The following is a 15,701-nucleotide window of genomic DNA, read 5'->3' on the forward strand; positions in this document are numbered from 1 at the left end:
TCATTGATTTTCGGTCTTAAAGCTGCCAAATCCAGTTGATTTCTCCCCAGGTATGTTCATTTTTACTTACTTTTGCAGAGATTATGAGTACAAAGATAAAAAGCCCGAAAGAGTCATTTACCATTATGAATGAGTTGGTATTACCGAATGATACCAATACATTGAACAATTTAATGGGAGGCCGATTACTCCACTGGATGGACATCGCTGCTGCTATTTCTGCGCAAAAACACTGCAATAGAATCGTTGTTACTGCATCGGTAGACAATGTTTCCTTCAAACAACCCATCAAATTGGGTGATGTAATTACCATCGAAGCAAAAGTAACACGCGCCTTCAATACTTCAGTAGAAGTGAGATTGGATGTATGGGCAGAAAACATTCCTTCCGGAGCCCGTGTTAAATCAAATGAAGCCTATTATACGTTCGTAGCCATTGATCAAAGTGGCAGAACGATCCCTGTTCCTGAAATTTTACCAGAAACAGAAGATGAAACCGAATTATTTGCAGGGGCATTAAGAAGAAGACAACTTCGCTTAATCCTGAGCGGTAAGATGAAAGCAAATGACGCTAAAGAGCTAAGAGCTTTATTCTTCGAAGAGTAAATCCAGCTATACATGAATCAGATAGATACTAAAAAGAAAATATGACGACTTATACCACATTAATCATTTTAAGCGGACTCGTCATATTTTCTTATCTATTCGACCTGGTTGCCAGTAAAACCAAACTTCCCTCCGTATTGCTGCTGTTACTACTCGGTATCGGCTTACGGATACTGGTCGACAATCTTCATTTACAAACCTTCAATTTCCTGACTGTTTTACCAACTTTAGGTACGGTAGGTTTGATTCTGATCGTTTTTGAAGGCTCCCTCGAACTCAAATATGAAAAGGGAAAGAATAAGGTGATCAAAGGAGCGTTTATGTCCGCCTTTTTTGTGTTACTCGCCACAGTATCGGTCATCACCTTTATCATTTACCAGATCACCGGAAAAGAGCTGTACGTGTGTTTCACGAATGCGATCCCTTTCAGTGTGATCAGTTCGGCCATCGCCATTCCTTCTGCCGCAGCATTGAGTAAGAAAAGCAAGGAATTCATCATTTATGAATCTTCTTTTTCGGATATTCTCTGTATCGTTCTTTTCAATTTTGCCATTACAAATCCGCATATTTCCATGTCCTCTTTTGCAGGTTTGGGATTGAATACCGTGTTGATTATCATCTTATCAGCGATTTCCTGTATTACACTGCTGTATCTGATGGGCAGGATTTCGCACCATATCAAATTCTTTCTGATCATTTCTATCCTGATTCTGGTGTATGCCATCGGACAGTCCTACCATTTGTCTTCTTTAGTCTTGATTCTCGCTTTTGGCTTATTCCTAAACAATGCGGATACGATTAAACATGCCTATTTCAGGAGCGTCTTTATTTACAAGAACTTATCAAATGATTTGACGCAACTGCACCAGCTTTCTGCCGAAAGTGCGTTTATCATACGTACGTTTTTCTTTGTGATTTTTGGCTTTACGATGAATATCTATGCCTTAAACGATGGCCCGGTAATTGCCAATGGATTGATCATTCTGGCCACCATCTTCCTCATTCGCTTTGCCTACCTGAAGATTTTCAGAAAAGAAAACTCCGGTTCGGAGAGTTTCATCGCACCGAGAGGTTTGATCAGTATCTTACTGTATTTTAACCTACCTCCGGCATTAAAAATACCAGAGGTAGGTACGGCTTTTCTGTTCCTTGTGGTACTTGGATCCAGCCTGATTATGAGTATTGGATTGCTATCGGCAAAGAAAGTAATCCATTTCCCTGAAGAATCAACTCACTAAACTGAGCCCATTTCCAGAATTTTATCAAACTCTTCCGCTTTTACTGGCATCACTGATAAACGCCCTTGTCTGACTAAAGAAATGTCTTGTAAGCTTTCTTCTGCTTTGATTTGCGCTAAGGATACCGGATTTTTTAAAGCTTCTACCGGTGCCAAATCTACTACCACCCATTTGATGTCATCCGTAGTAGGATCCTGGTAAAATTCTTTAACAACTTTGGCAATTCCAACTACGTTTTTACCTTCGTTACTATGGTAAAACAACACTAAATCGCCTTCTTTCATGGCTTTCAGGTTATTACGCGCCTGGTAGTTTCTTACGCCATCCCAAAAGGTACGTCCATCCTTGTTAAACTGATCCCAACTGTATTTAAACGGTTCACTTTTGACTAGCCAATGATTCATTTTATCTATGTTTAAATGCGATTATACTTGAATTTACCCGGTTATTTCAAGGATTCAAATATTCTTTTGTCTATTTCTATAATTATAACTCCAAAACTAACGAATCAGAATGGATTAAGAAATACAAAGGGAATAATGGCGGCAATAATAAAGATAAATCCAGGATAAATGGTCTTGAATTGGTTATATTCGGATGGGCTCAACCAACGCTAATCCCCAACTCTCATGAAACGACTCTTACTCATTATCAGCCTCATCCTCCCTTCATTTACGGTATTTTCGCAGGGAATAAATTATAACACCGGCGAGACTTCCACAAAAAACTATTACCAGGAGATTCCCTATGAATCCATTAATGGGAAAATGATTGTTGAGGTTAAGGTAGCAGGAAAAAACTGCAGGTTTCTATTTGATACCGGTGCCCCTACCTCCATCAGTAAGGAATTAGCACTTACTTCCGGATCTAAAAACCTACAAATGGGATTGATCAGCGATGCCAATGGGCTTAAGGATTCTGTATTGGTGGTTTTGACAAAAAGTATTCAGATTGGCGATCTCGATTTCAATAATATCACGGCTATAGCTTTAATCCCTGAATTCATGAAATGTTGGAATCTCTCAGGGATCATCGGTAGTAACCTACTTAGAAATAGCATTGTCAGAATTGATGCTGCTAAGAAAATTATTACCCTGACCGATCAGGCGGACCGGCTAAACCTCAGCAAAAAACACAGTACTCCACTGGCTTTAAATAATAATCAAAGTGATCCGGGAATTATTGTTGATCTGGGAAGACGGGTAAGTGGCACTCGCCTTTGATACCGGCGACAGTGGCTTCCTAAGCCTTTCAGAAGATTTCATGCATCAGCTGAATAAAATAACAGTAATTGATCTGCTTTGCAAAGGAAATGGCAGTTCAAGTACGGGTGCTTTTGGCAATGAAAAACAGGCAGAAAAACACTTGATCAGGTTTGCAACCTTTGATATCGGAAAGGCTAAATTCAAGAATATCATCACACAAACGACTAAGAATGGGGTATCAGCAATCGGGACCAAACTGCTAGATCATGGATTGGTTACTTTGGATTATATCCATAAGAAATTTTACTTTGAGCCCAAACTACAGGTTACAGATCTAAATGAGAAAAGATGGCCTTTTGAGCTTTCTGTGGTCGGCAACAAACTCGTAATTGGTGTGGTCTGGGATAAAGATGCTTCCCAAAAGGTTAAACCCGGTCAGCAAATCGTCGCAATTAACGACATTCCATATCCCGAAGTAAATCTATGTGAAATTTTAAATAAACCCAGCGTATTTACCGGAATGGAGACTGCAATAGTTACCCTGAAAGAGGACGACGGATCTCTGAGAAAAGTAGCGTTTAAGAAAGAATATCTTTAAGTATTAAACTTTTAGGACTCATAAAGTTTAATATATTTACATTATGAAAAAATTGCTCTTAATCTCTATTGCCATGCTGGGACTTGCTGCATGTGCTAAAAAAAAACCTTTTGAATCTGTTAAACCAGGTATGACTACGGCCAAAGTAGCGGAACTAGTTGGTGAACCTGAGCAGAAAATGCCCATGATGATCGCCGAATGGTGGGTTTATCCTGTGGATAATAAAATGATCATTATGGTAAATGATACGGTTTCAAAAGTGGTGATCGATTTAAAAGCGGTACAAGACAGTATGCAATCCGTAACCGGAGACCTTAAAAGCCTGGAAAATCAATTGAAAACTCAGTTAGATAGTCTGAAATAAATTACTCCTGATCCCTCCCCAAAGTATGGAGTACTTGTTTTAGCTCATCCGGTTTATGGGTGCCGATTAATAAGCGCTGATAGTCATTAAACTCTAATTGTAGCCCCTGGTCACCAGAAACATTGAAAGCACGCGCTCTGGTGAGCAGTCCGAGGCGGATTCCCCAGCCTCCAAACTCCATTAGCGGACTATACTTCCTCACTTTTACCTTATTGATACTTTCCCATGGATAATATCTGAAGGATAAATGAAAAGGATAAAACCTCACATAAATCCCCTTGTCATTGATCTGGGTTTCCAGTCGGAGGATAAAAAACAACACTGTTAGGAGCAGTAAAACGAAAACAGAAATCAGTAAGCCGGAGTCACTCATGGGCTGATCGCCAAAAGGCTTGCCTTCAACAACCTGATTAAAAGCACCAATCAGAACTGTGCCATTCAACACCAGAAAAATCAACCACAACCACCACTGTCTAAACTTTTGTTTCTCCGAGAAAATTATACCTTCCTCCATTTATTTCGTCTGTTATTTTGTGAGCATTGATTTTCAAAAGTCGTTTAAACCTCCCCACAGATACAAAACTCCTTTGTAATGACCAATTTAGCGATAATCCTTCACAATAAGCCTAAAAAAAACAAAAGCCCGACCGTTTCAAATTCTATATTTGTACAAACGAAGTATAAAACCCCTTCCGGTAAAACTACATCCACCAAAAATGGAAACCATCAAACAGATCATCAATAATATTACGCCTGTTGCTGAACCGGCTTTAGAAAAGCTGGCCAGCCTTTTTGAGGAAATTCAGTACCCTAAAGGGCATTTATTGTTCCGTCAGCATGAGGTAGACCGTACCGTTTACTTTATAAAATCGGGTATGGCCAGGGCCTATTATCGTACCGAAGAATCTGATGTAACTTTTTGGTTTGGCAAGGAAGGAAATTCTGTTTTTTCCTATAATAGCTATATCAACCAAACGCCAGGCTATGAAAGTATCGCCTTGCTGGAAGATACCACACTATACCGCATAGATTATCACCAGCTGGAAACCCTCTACGCCACAGATATTATCATCGCCAACTGGGGAAGAAAATTGATAGAAAAAGAAATTATTCTGGTAGAAGAAAGACTGATTTCCAGACTATTGCTCAATGCCAGCGAACGTTACAAAAACCTGATGGATCATTATCCGGAACTTTTACAGCGGGTACAATTGAATTATATTGCCTCCTACCTGGGCATTACCCCGGTTTCTTTGAGTAGAATCAGGGCCGAAATCAGGTAGTTTTTAACAAGCGTAATTTCTTATCATTTGTTTAGTCGCTTTTTACCCTCAAATACGGAAATTTGCCTTCACATTACCGAAGCCTGAAATTACAGTAGCCGGCAATTAAATAACAATAAAATGAACTGGATAATATTAATTCTTGGCGGTCTTTTTGAAATCGCCTTCGCTTCCTGCCTTGGAAAAATGAAAGAGAGTACAGGAAACGCCACCATCATGTGGGGTGCAGGCTTTTTAGTATGTTTAACAATTAGCATGGGCCTATTGCTTAAAGCAACTCAGACGCTTCCCATTGGAACCGCTTATGCCGTTTGGACAGGTATTGGAGCTGTTGGAACTGTATTGGTAGGGATTTTTGTGTTCAATGAACCTGCTACTTTCTGGCGCATTGTGTTCATTACCACACTAATTTGTTCTATCATCGGATTAAAAGCAGTTTCTTCTCACTAGTCCTAAAAGACTGTTGATCTGAAAATATTTTGTAAAAGGATGGCTGCTATGGCCATCCTTTTCTTTTGATTACTATTCATTAAATCTAATGAATACTTAATGCAGCATTTTAAACAGCAATTCTTTCAATAATTCTCCGTCCGTAATATTACCGGTGCTGTCTACGCCCTTACTTTTAAGGTCATATTCTCTTAGTAAACTAATGATATCGAAGGTTTTATTTAAGTTATAGCTGCGCGCAGCGGTTTCGTAATCCTTGATGAAATAAGGATTCACACCCAACTCTTTTGCTGCTTCTGCTTTATTCGGTAAGTAATGATACTTGAGTATTTTTGAAAAATAGGCATTCAGGTTCGCCATCACCATGACCATCGGATTTGCCTTAGGGTTGTCGGCGAAATAATTAATGATCTGGTTACATTTCAGCACATTTCTTACAGCCAATGCCTTTTGCAATTCAAATACGTTATATTCTTTACTGATTCCTATATTTCGCTGAATCAGATCCGTGTCTATAGTCACTTCCTTTCCGATATTCAGCAACAGTTTTTCTACTTCATTGGCGATTTTGGAAAGATCAGCACCTAAATATTCTGCCATCAGGGCGGATGCCTGTGGCGCAATCTTATATCCCTTCTCTTTTACAAAATCGTCGATCCAGGCCGCTAACTTATAATCACGAACCAAATCCGATTGAAAGATCACGCCATTTTTGTCAATTGACTTATAGATTTTCTTTCGCTTATCAAAATTGGCGTATTTGTAGCCCAGCACCAAAATGGTACTTGCCAGCGGTTTTTCAAAGTAACTCTGCACAAACTCTGCTTCCTTACTGCTTCCCTCCGCCTCCTTGGCCCATTTAAGGTCCTGTGCTTCCTTCACAACTATCAATTGATAGTCTGACATCATAGGATAACGTTTGGCCGCATTCATGATCGTAGCCATGTCTGTGTCTTTCCCGTATAAAACGGTCTGGTTGAATCCTTTTTCCATATCGCTCAACACATTTTCCTCCATATAGTGGATAATCTGATCGATATAGTAGGGCTCTTCACCGTGTAAAAGGTAAACAGGCTTAAACTTTCTGGCTTTAATGTCTTTGATTATATTGGCAACACTCATATATTTATCCAAATGTAACGGCTAAAAACTAATTATTAAAGGTTATTTTTGCACAAATGGCATTTAACCCTACAGCGCTGAACCTTCCAGAGTATCCTTTTAAAATTACATTGAAGGATAGCAAGCACTTTATTTTCGACGAAGTCCGTAAGAAACACCTGGTTCTGACGCCTGAAGAATGGGTTAGGCAACATTTCATTCAGTATCTTATTCTCATCAAAAAATTCCCTAAAACACTGATCCAGATCGAGGGTGGCTTAAACCTGAATCAACTCAGGAAGCGAAGTGACATTGTCATTTTTAATACTTCCGGAGAACGGATTATGGTGATCGAATGTAAAGCTCCGGCAATAAAAATCACGCAGGCTGTTTTTGATCAGGCCTCCAGATACAATTCCGTCCATAAAGCGAAATGGCTGGTTGTGACCAACGGACTGATGCACTGCTATGCAACAATCGACCATCTTGCAGAAAGATTCCAGTTTATCGAAGAATTGCCGGAATACCAGCAGCTGTAATTATTTTAGTATTACCTTTGTACCATGACCGTTTCCGACTTAGAAGACTACTTTTCTGGTATCAATTTACCACAAACCCTGGAACTTTATCCAGGAACCGTATTGAATGATGTGCCTCATTGTGTCGCAACACACCTCGATGTGTTAAAAATATATGGCAATGTAAGGCCTTATGAATGTTTCTACGACCGTTTGATGAAGATCAAAGAAATGGTAGAACAGGAACAGGAAAACTCAGAAGAATAATATAAAAGAGAAAAAATAATAGTTAAAAAAAGAAAAAGACAACCTGATGAAGGTTGTCTTTTTCTTTTGATCAAATCTTATGAAAAGCTGTCATTAACAACTAGCCTAAAGATTCGATTTGTCCTAGAATGGTGCTGATTTTAGATTCCGCATCTGCTTTTTTACTACGTTCATTCGCAATGATCTCCGGTTTAGCATTTTGAACAAAGCGTTCATTGCTCAACTTCGCATCTACCGACTTCAGGAAGCCTTGTAAATAAACCAATTCTGTATTTAAGCGTACTTTCTCTGCTTCCACATCAATCGTCTCATTCAGCTGGATAAAGAACTCATCTTTTCCAACCATGAAGCTAACCGCACCAGCAATTTTATCTGATACAAATTCCACTTCAGAGATATTTACCACCTTAGCAATCACGTTCAACCAGTTTTCATAATTGATCCCTGTATTCGCTTTAATGCTCAATGGCAACGCGTCTTTAGGAGAAATCTGTTTCGTGTTACGTACATTTCTGATCTCTGCAATCAGACCTTTCACTACTTCTACATCTTTCAGTAAAGCGGTGTCAATTGAACCTACAACAGGGTATGAAGCCACAATACAGCAGTCCATTTCTTCTTTTGCACCGAACAATTCATCATGCCATAGCTCTTCTGTTAAGAAAGGCATGTATGGGTGTAAAAGTGTCAGAATCTTCTCAAAGAAACCGATGGTAAACTTCAACGTTTCCGCATCAATTGGGTGCTGATAAGCTGGTTTCACCATTTCAAGGTACCAGGCACAGAAATCATCCCATACCAATTTATAAGAAGCCATTAGCGCTTCCGACAAGCGGTATTGTTTAAAGTTATCTTCAATCTCTACTAAAGCTTCATTGAAACGGTTTTCGAACCATGAAATCGCTTGTAGATTAGGGTTTGGCAGCGAATAATCAACTTCCCATCCTTTTACCAAACGGAATGCATTCCAGATTTTATTAGCAAAATTCCTTCCTTGTTCGCAGTAACTTTCATCAAACATCAGGTCATTTCCGGCAGGAGAGCACAATAGCATACCTACACGAACCCCATCAGCACCATATTTTTCAATCAGGCCGATTGGATCAGGAGAATTTCCTAATGATTTAGACATTTTACGCCCTTGTTTATCTCTAACAATACCTGTTAAGTAAACATTGGTAAATGGTTTCTGACCACGGAACTCATGTCCGGCCATAATCATTCTTGCTACCCAGAAGAATAAAATCTCAGGAGCAGTTACCAGATCATTGGTTGGATAATAATAATTGATGTCTTTATTGTCAGGATTTTTAAAGCCGTCGAACACAGAAATAGGCCATAACCAGGAAGAGAACCAGGTATCCATTACATCAGGATCCTGATTTACAAACGGTGCCAACTGATGTTTGAAACCATTAGCTTCTTCTTCAGTAAATGCGCCATCAACATCTTTCAGTTTTAAGAATTCTGTTAACGCTTCGTCTTTAGTTTTTGCAACTACCCAGTTACCCTGGTTGTCGTACCATGCCGGAATTTGTTGTCCCCACCATAACTGGCGACTGATATTCCAGTCACGGATATTTTCCATCCAATGGCGGTAAGTATTCTGGAATTTCTCCGGAATCAGCTTCACATCACCATTCAATACATCATCTAATGCTGGCTTCGCCATTTCGTCCATTTTACAGAACCATTGCATTGATAATTTTGGCTCAATCGCCGCATCCGTACGCTCAGAGAAACCTACTTGTGATTTATAATCTTCTACCTTATCCAGGTGTCCGGCTTCATCTAATAATTTAGCGATCTTCTTTCTGGCGATGAAACGGTCTTCACCAACAAGAATTTGTGCTAATTCATTTAACGTACCATCGTCATTTAAGATGTCGATTACCGGTAATTTATGTCTTAATCCTAACTCATAATCGTTCAAATCATGTGCAGGAGTAACTTTTAAACAGCCTGTTCCAAAATCCATCGTCACATAATCATCCTCAATAACAGGAATCTCACGGTTGATTAATGGAACAAATACTTTTTTCCCTTTCAGGTGCGCATAACGCTCATCATTTGGATTAACACAGATTGCTGCATCAGCCATGATGGTTTCCGGACGGGTAGTCGCAATAGTCAGGAACTCCTGATCGTTACTTCCCGCAACCGTATATTTGATATAATATAGTTTTTGATTTACCTCTTTACGGATCACTTCTTCATCAGAAACAGAAGTCTTTCCTGCCGGATCCCAGTTTACCATTCTTACCCCACGGTAAATTCTGCCCTTTTTGTATAAATGGATGAAACTGTCAATTACCGCGTCAGACATATCGTCTTCCATCGTGAAACGAGTACGCTCCCAGTCGCAACTGGCACCCAATTTCTTCAATTGCTCCAGAATAATACCTCCGTATTTTTCTTTCCATTCCCAGGCATATTTCAAGAATTCTTCCCTTGTCAGGTCTTTCTTGTCAATACCGCGCTCTTTTAACATCGCCACAACTTTTGCCTCTGTAGCAATGGAAGCATGGTCAGTACCAGGTACCCAACATGCATTCTTACCCTGCATTCTCGCCTTACGAATCAAGACATCCTGAATCGTATTGTTCAACATATGTCCCATGTGAAGTACACCTGTGACATTTGGTGGAGGAATTACAATAGTATATGGCTCGCGCTCATCCGGCTCAGAATGGAAAAAGTTCTTTGACATCCAGTAGCTGTACCATTTATCTTCGGTTGCCGCCGGGTCGTATTTTGTGGAAATGCTCATTATTATGAAAAAGTATCTGTTGAGATGCAAAAATAGCTTTTTAATTCAGAAATTGAAAAATTCGGGTTACTACTCTCCGACTCAAATCTTTTGCAGAAGGGCAAAATATTTACAGGTCGGCTCTTAGCATTCCCTCATTTTTAGTAAAGCGGCCAACCAGGGCGTTGAAAGGAAGGTCATTAAGCTTAACCACAAGATTGCTTTTTTTTATTAATCGGCCACAAATGATATCGAAAGCCGTATAATTAAGGCTATTACAAACTATTTTTATTAATCAGCCACAAATGACATTGAAAGCCATATAGGCAACATTTACCTTTCAAAACCCCATTTAACACTCCCTCCTCACGCCAACAAGCAAAACAATAACCATCCAATTTAACCCCCTCCACCAGGAACCTTAACTATAAAAAAAGCGGGTTGTGCTTTGAGGGCCTGTAAAATCTTTTTTTTCAAAAGATTTTGAGACCGAAAAGTACAACCCGCTTTTTTTAACAGTTCTTATTTCCGAATACTACTTTTTCAGATTTTGCATAAAGTAATCTGTAACCTTCTGATACAGGTGTACACGATCTTTACCGATCACATTGTGCTCATGACCAGGATAAATCATATAATCCAGCTGAATGTTCTTATCCACCGCATGTTTGATAAAATCTACCGTGTGTTGTTGTAAAACTACCGGATCTTGTACGCCATGAATCAAAAGTAATTTACCTTTCAGACTACCAACATGGTCAGATAAGTTTGTTTCTGCATAACCTTCAGGATTCTCCTGAGGCGTATCCATATAACGTTCCGTGTACATGACTTCATAGAAGTTCCAGTTGATCACCGGACCACCAGCAACCCCGGCTTTGAACATCCCCGGTGCTTTCAGCATCACATTAACAGTGCTAAAACCACCAAAGCTCCAGCCAAATAAGCCCATATTATCAGCATCTACATAAGGTAAAGACTTCAGGTAGCCTACCGCTTTCTTCATATCTTCCAGCTGAACAGCGCCAGCATGTCTAAACATCGACTGCTCAAAAGCTTTTCCTCTGTTGTCGCTACCACGGGTATCCATCGTTAGCACTACAAAACCTTGCTGCGCCATATATCTGAACCAGTAGTCACCAGCACCAGCATTCCAGCTATTGGTAATCAATTGCGCATGCGGACCGCCATACCAGTAAACAATTACCGGATATTTTTTTGTGCTGTCGAAATTTACAGGTTTGTAAAGGCTGCAATAAAGATCATCGCCAGTATCACTTTTAATGGTGAAGATCGATGAATTTACCGTGGCATAATCTGCTAATGGGTTTTTCGACTTCAACAATACCTTGGTTTTTTCCGTCGCTACTTCAATCAATTGAATCACTTTAGGCAGCTCAGGACTGCTGTAACTATCAATCACGGTATTTCCAGTGCTGCTGATTTGTGTATTGTGTACGGCGAAACCTGTAGTAATACGCTTAGATTTAGCCGATTTGATCGCTAGTGAATATAAGTTTCTGGTGATCGGAGATTCTGCGGTAGACACATAAAACAACTGATCGCCCTTAGGACTGAATCCTTTCACTTCTGTCACTTCCCAATTTCCTTTCGTTAATTGTTTCAGCACTTTCCCTTTTAGGTCATATAAGTACAAATGATTCCAACCATCACGGTTACTTTGCCAGATAAATTTCGAAGGATCTGTTTTAAGGAACAACATAGGCACCAATGGCTCTACATATTTTTCATCTTGCTCTTCGAAGATTGTTTTAACGAAATCACCGGTTTGGGCATCATACTGATTAAGTTTCATATGATTCTGCTCACGATTCACTACCGCGATAAACACAGATTTATCATCCGGACTCCAGGCGATATTAGTCAGGTATTGTTCTGCTGGCAAACCTGTTTTCAGGTAAACCACAGCTTTTGTCGCAGGATTATACACCCCAACCGTTACCTGGTGACTTTTATCACCGGCCATCGGGTACTTAATATTCACGTTTTTTGCAGGGCGGGTAGTCCAGTCTGAGATCGGGTAATCGCTTACCATCGTCTGGTCCATTCTGTAGAAAGCCAATAGCTTGCCATTGTTACTCCAGAAAATCCCTTTAGAAATCCCAAATTCCTCTCTGTGAACAGAAGAAGCATACACGATATCGGCAGTACCATCGGTAGTTACCTGCTCCGTAGTGGTTCCATTGGAAACAAAAAGGTTGAATTTATCCAGGTAAGCCACATAACCGGCTTTACTAACTTCCACATTTGTTTTGGAAGCCAATTCTGCACTTAATATGGTTTTAAAAGAATTATTAGCAGGATTAAAGGCCACTTTAGCCCCTTTCAGGTTCATCATCCAATCTGCACCCTGGTTAAACTGAATCACCGGCATCGCCTTTAGCGTGTCCTGTTGAGCTGTTCTAAGCTTTTGGTTTAACTGAGCCAGAGAAAGAAATGCTTTTTCTTCTTTTGCTTTAAAACTTCCCGACATCCATACCGCGCCATTGGCCTCACGTTTAGCATATACATAGTTTTCAGTTCCGTAAATGAACTGTAGCTGAGATAAATTTTCAGGGGCAAGAGTGGTACGTGCATTACTCATTGCGTCCTGCATGGTCAGCATTTTATTCTGGGCAATCCCATAAAATGAGAGGGCCACCAACTGACATAGTAAGATTAATTTCTTCATTGTTTTATAATTGATGGCCCAAATGTAGCAATTAACCAGCTATAGCTGGTTAATTGCTACAACATTGCAACATAAGCTACTTGAGCTCAAAGCCATAAACATTGCCTGCAAAATCAGCCAGGAAAAGCTGTTTTCCATGTAATGCAGGATCGGCAAATACCGGTGCACCAAGGTTTAGTTTTTGCAATACTTTTCCTGAATCTTCATTGATCCTATATAAATAACCATCAGAAGCGGCAAATAATAACTGCTTGCCATATTTTACCACCGTACTTTCTACCGTGCCGGATTCCGGACCAGTATAAGGTGCCGAATATACCAGGGCATTACCCGTTGGCCTGTTCCAGACTTCTTTTAATGTTTTCAAATCATAAGCCACTACTCCATCAACTGAAGTTGGCATAATCAGGTATTTATCAGTGATTAAGGGAGTAGCCATTACTTTAAAATCGTAAGTACCCTCAATTTTACCGATGTTCTTTCCGGTTAATGGATCAAGGATAAATATGGCATTTAAGCCCGTGATGTACACTTTTCCACCCGCGTAAATTCCGGTGCTGCTTCTGAAACGAAGACCTTCATCACTTCTTTTCCAAAGTAATTTCCCGGTTTTACGGTCGTGCCCAAACAAGCTCTGCCAGTTACTTCCGGTGATCAGCACCTCTCCTGCCATTGTCATTTTCTCTGGTGTACCTTCGCCACCATTCCAGTCTTTATTGATCCAGATTGTGTTTCCGGTAGCCACTTCTAAGGCTTGTAAATAAGAACCGTAACCGGTATAATAAATCCCTTTGTCTACAATACCACCAGAAATATAGCCTGGCAGACTTTTCATTCCAAGGTCTTTTTTCCAGACCAAAGTACCGTCAGCAGCCTTTAAAGCATAGGTAAAACCTTCCATATCGGTACCTAAAATAATACCACCATCATAAGAAAGGGCATTTTTTACCGAGTTACGGGTTTTATAATGCCATAAGATTTTACCGCTTACCGGATCTAAAGCAGTGATCCCACATTTCAAGTTATTGGCATCATCAATGGTGGCGACAAATAATTTGCCATCGGCAAGAATCGGACTAGCTTTCCAAACGCTACCTTTAATGTTATTTACCCATTTTAAAGCCAATGAAGCTGCTTGATCATTACCTGATTTACCAGATAAACCTGCATTTGCAGTCTTCCCTGATGGTGTATTTAAAGGCATTGTAAAGCCTTGTTTCTGAATGTACTCCCTGCCATCCTGATAAATTACTTCCGTCTGAATCGTATAGCTTTTCCCTTTACTCATTTTAGCGACAGGCACTTTTCCGTACCAGCTCCAATCAGTGTTTGCCACTAATGGCGAAGTCGCAATCTGGTTCCCTTTCTCATCATAGATGATACTTTTCGCTGATTTCACCGTAGTTTCAGAATCATAAATATTGGCACTAATCAGCAGCTGACCATCTTTCACTAAGACCATATCCGAAGCATTAGGACTGTTTACCACCAAATGATCGTGCAAATACGTATAATGAGGCTTGATTTCTTTAATCCCATCCTTATCAATTTCAATTGATAAAAACTGTGCGGCAGAATTGTCAATTCCACCCATGCTTGGAGAAGCAGTAGAAACATACTGGATACCCGTTTTATCACTCTTTCTCACAAAGTTATTGTGCCAGTGACCGTAAACCCAGGCTTTCAAATTGTTTTCATTCAGGTTGATGGAATCCTTTTTTCCTTTCAACACAAACTGGTCGTTATAGGTTAACAGATCATGGTTGAAAATGATCACCGGTTTATTTTTATCGGTAGCAGCAAGGTCTTTTTTCATCCAGCTGATCACCTCATCCACGGTATAAGAAGGTTGTACATCACCGGAACGCATTGGCGTCACGATAAAATGCGCAGGTCCCGCATCAAATGAATAATATACCGGGCCAAAAAGCTCTTCAAACAACTCCTCACCATAAGCACCTTTAACCAGGTCATGATTTCCAATGCAGTAAAAAATCTGTTTTCCCAATGCTTCCGGAGTGACCTGACTGGCATGGAAATTAAGTCCTTTCTCATAACAAATATCACCCGTATGGACGATAAAACTGACATCCTGTTTCTTAGAGAAGTTCTTCAGATTGGCAATCCAGTCGTTGTATTTAAAAGTTTCTGTATCGGTAATTTGCAACATCTTCACCGAAGAACCAGCGCTGGTTGGGTCAGGAAGCAGTCCGAAGTTATAGGCGGCTACCTTATCGTCAATTTTAAGGTAATGTTTGTCCGACAGCTTATATCCGGCAGGAACAGTTACAAATACAAAGCGGTTTTTAGCATGTCCCGGTAAAAAGAAATTACCCTCTGCGTCGGTTTTCAATACGTTTTGTCCGTCAGAAACGGAAACGCCTTTCATTCCTTTTTCTCCGCTCTCCCAGGTCTTATTTTTATTCTCATCCAGGAAAACTTTTCCTTTGTATTGCGCTCCCGCAGCCGAGGCCAGGAAAGCAAAAACTACTGTAAAAATTAATCTCATTGGGGTTTCATTTTAGTGTTTATAATAATGGTGTGTGGTTCGTATCCTTAAAAAATGGTTGGTACCATAATGGTTGCTGACCTAATGGTTGGTATCATAAAAAAGCAGCAGGTATTTAAACC

Annotated in this window: 15 protein-coding genes; 9 read left to right on the forward strand and 6 right to left on the reverse strand. The window is 40.0% G+C overall.

The annotated features are described in order from the left end of the window. Positions 1–83 precede the first annotated feature (83 nt). Both R2Q66_RS07240 and R2Q66_RS07245 read left to right on the forward strand, forming a co-directional pair. The gene (locus R2Q66_RS07240) at positions 84–605 is read left to right on the forward strand and encodes an acyl-CoA thioesterase (protein WP_182960115.1); all 522 of its coding nucleotides are present in this window, start codon (positions 84–86) and stop codon (positions 603–605) included. 41 nt (positions 606–646) lie between these two features. After that, a complete protein-coding gene (locus R2Q66_RS07245) occupies positions 647–1,843 on the forward strand; it encodes a cation:proton antiporter (RefSeq protein WP_316747342.1) in 1,197 nt (398 codons plus the stop codon). Here the strand turns inward: R2Q66_RS07245 and R2Q66_RS07250 are convergent. Further along, a complete protein-coding gene (locus R2Q66_RS07250; protein WP_316747343.1) occupies positions 1,840–2,247 on the reverse strand; it encodes an EVE domain-containing protein in 408 nt (135 codons plus the stop codon). The genes R2Q66_RS07245 and R2Q66_RS07250 overlap by 4 nt on opposite strands. 225 nt (positions 2,248–2,472) lie before the next feature. On the opposite strand from R2Q66_RS07250, the gene R2Q66_RS07255 reads away from it, so the two are divergent. The 3 genes from R2Q66_RS07255 to R2Q66_RS07265 are packed head-to-tail and all read left to right on the forward strand — an operon-like array spanning position 2,473 to position 4,010. Beyond that, entirely contained in the window at positions 2,473–3,066 is a 594-nt protein-coding gene (locus R2Q66_RS07255; RefSeq protein WP_316747344.1) for a retropepsin-like aspartic protease, read from the forward strand. After that, positions 3,050–3,646 (forward strand): hypothetical protein, encoded by a 597-nt coding sequence (locus R2Q66_RS07260; RefSeq protein WP_316747345.1) that lies wholly within the window; start codon positions 3,050–3,052, stop codon positions 3,644–3,646. Before R2Q66_RS07255 ends, R2Q66_RS07260 begins: the two co-directional genes overlap by 17 nt. 43 nt (positions 3,647–3,689) lie before the next feature. Further along, complete coding sequence (locus R2Q66_RS07265; RefSeq protein WP_316747346.1) at positions 3,690–4,010, forward strand: hypothetical protein; 321 nt, start codon at positions 3,690–3,692, stop codon at positions 4,008–4,010. A 1-nt stretch (position 4,011) separates the two neighbouring features. On the opposite strand, the gene R2Q66_RS07270 is transcribed toward R2Q66_RS07265, so the two are convergent. Beyond that, positions 4,012–4,524 (reverse strand): DUF6141 family protein, encoded by a 513-nt coding sequence (locus tag R2Q66_RS07270; RefSeq protein WP_316747347.1) that lies wholly within the window; start codon positions 4,522–4,524, stop codon positions 4,012–4,014. Between the two features lie 202 nt (positions 4,525–4,726). On the opposite strand from R2Q66_RS07270, the gene R2Q66_RS07275 reads away from it, so the two are divergent. Together R2Q66_RS07275 and R2Q66_RS07280 are read left to right on the forward strand one after the other, a co-directional pair. Next, positions 4,727–5,293, forward strand: coding sequence for a Crp/Fnr family transcriptional regulator (locus tag R2Q66_RS07275; protein WP_316747348.1), 567 nt, complete (start codon positions 4,727–4,729; stop codon positions 5,291–5,293). A 120-nt stretch (positions 5,294–5,413) separates the two neighbouring features. Beyond that, complete coding sequence (locus R2Q66_RS07280) at positions 5,414–5,743, forward strand: multidrug efflux SMR transporter (protein WP_316747349.1); 330 nt, start codon at positions 5,414–5,416, stop codon at positions 5,741–5,743. 96 nt (positions 5,744–5,839) lie between these two features. Here the strand turns inward: R2Q66_RS07280 and holA are convergent, their stop codons facing one another. Continuing rightward, positions 5,840–6,865 carry a DNA polymerase III subunit delta gene (holA, locus tag R2Q66_RS07285; protein WP_316747350.1) on the reverse strand — a complete coding sequence of 342 codons (1,026 nt, stop codon included), beginning with the start codon at positions 6,863–6,865 and terminating at the stop codon, positions 5,840–5,842. A 56-nt stretch (positions 6,866–6,921) separates the two neighbouring features. Here holA and R2Q66_RS07290 point away from each other — a divergent pair, with 56 nt between their 5' ends. Both R2Q66_RS07290 and R2Q66_RS07295 read left to right on the forward strand, forming a co-directional pair. After that, positions 6,922–7,383 (forward strand): type I restriction enzyme HsdR N-terminal domain-containing protein, encoded by a 462-nt coding sequence (locus R2Q66_RS07290; protein WP_316747351.1) that lies wholly within the window; start codon positions 6,922–6,924, stop codon positions 7,381–7,383. A gap of 24 nt (positions 7,384–7,407) precedes the next feature. Beyond that, positions 7,408–7,629, forward strand: a complete 222-nt coding sequence (locus R2Q66_RS07295; protein WP_316747352.1) for a DUF6965 family protein — start codon at positions 7,408–7,410, stop codon at positions 7,627–7,629. A gap of 100 nt (positions 7,630–7,729) precedes the next feature. Here the strand turns inward: R2Q66_RS07295 and R2Q66_RS07300 are convergent, their stop codons facing one another. The 3 genes from R2Q66_RS07300 to R2Q66_RS07310 all read right to left on the reverse strand — a co-directional run bounded on the left by R2Q66_RS07300 (position 7,730) and on the right by R2Q66_RS07310 (position 15,579). Beyond that, positions 7,730–10,399, reverse strand: coding sequence for a valine--tRNA ligase (locus tag R2Q66_RS07300; protein ID WP_316747353.1), 2,670 nt, complete (start codon positions 10,397–10,399; stop codon positions 7,730–7,732). A 514-nt stretch (positions 10,400–10,913) separates the two neighbouring features. Next, on the reverse strand, positions 10,914–13,070 hold the full coding sequence (locus R2Q66_RS07305) for a S9 family peptidase (protein ID WP_316747355.1): 2,157 nt from the start codon (positions 13,068–13,070) through the stop codon (positions 10,914–10,916). Between the two features lie 76 nt (positions 13,071–13,146). Then, complete coding sequence (locus R2Q66_RS07310) at positions 13,147–15,579, reverse strand: PQQ-binding-like beta-propeller repeat protein (RefSeq protein ID WP_316747356.1); 2,433 nt, start codon at positions 15,577–15,579, stop codon at positions 13,147–13,149. Positions 15,580–15,701: the final 122 nt, after the last annotated feature.

It is taken from the genome of Pedobacter gandavensis (genome assembly GCF_032677645.1).
GTDB lineage: Bacteria > Bacteroidota > Bacteroidia > Sphingobacteriales > Sphingobacteriaceae > Pedobacter > Pedobacter gandavensis_A.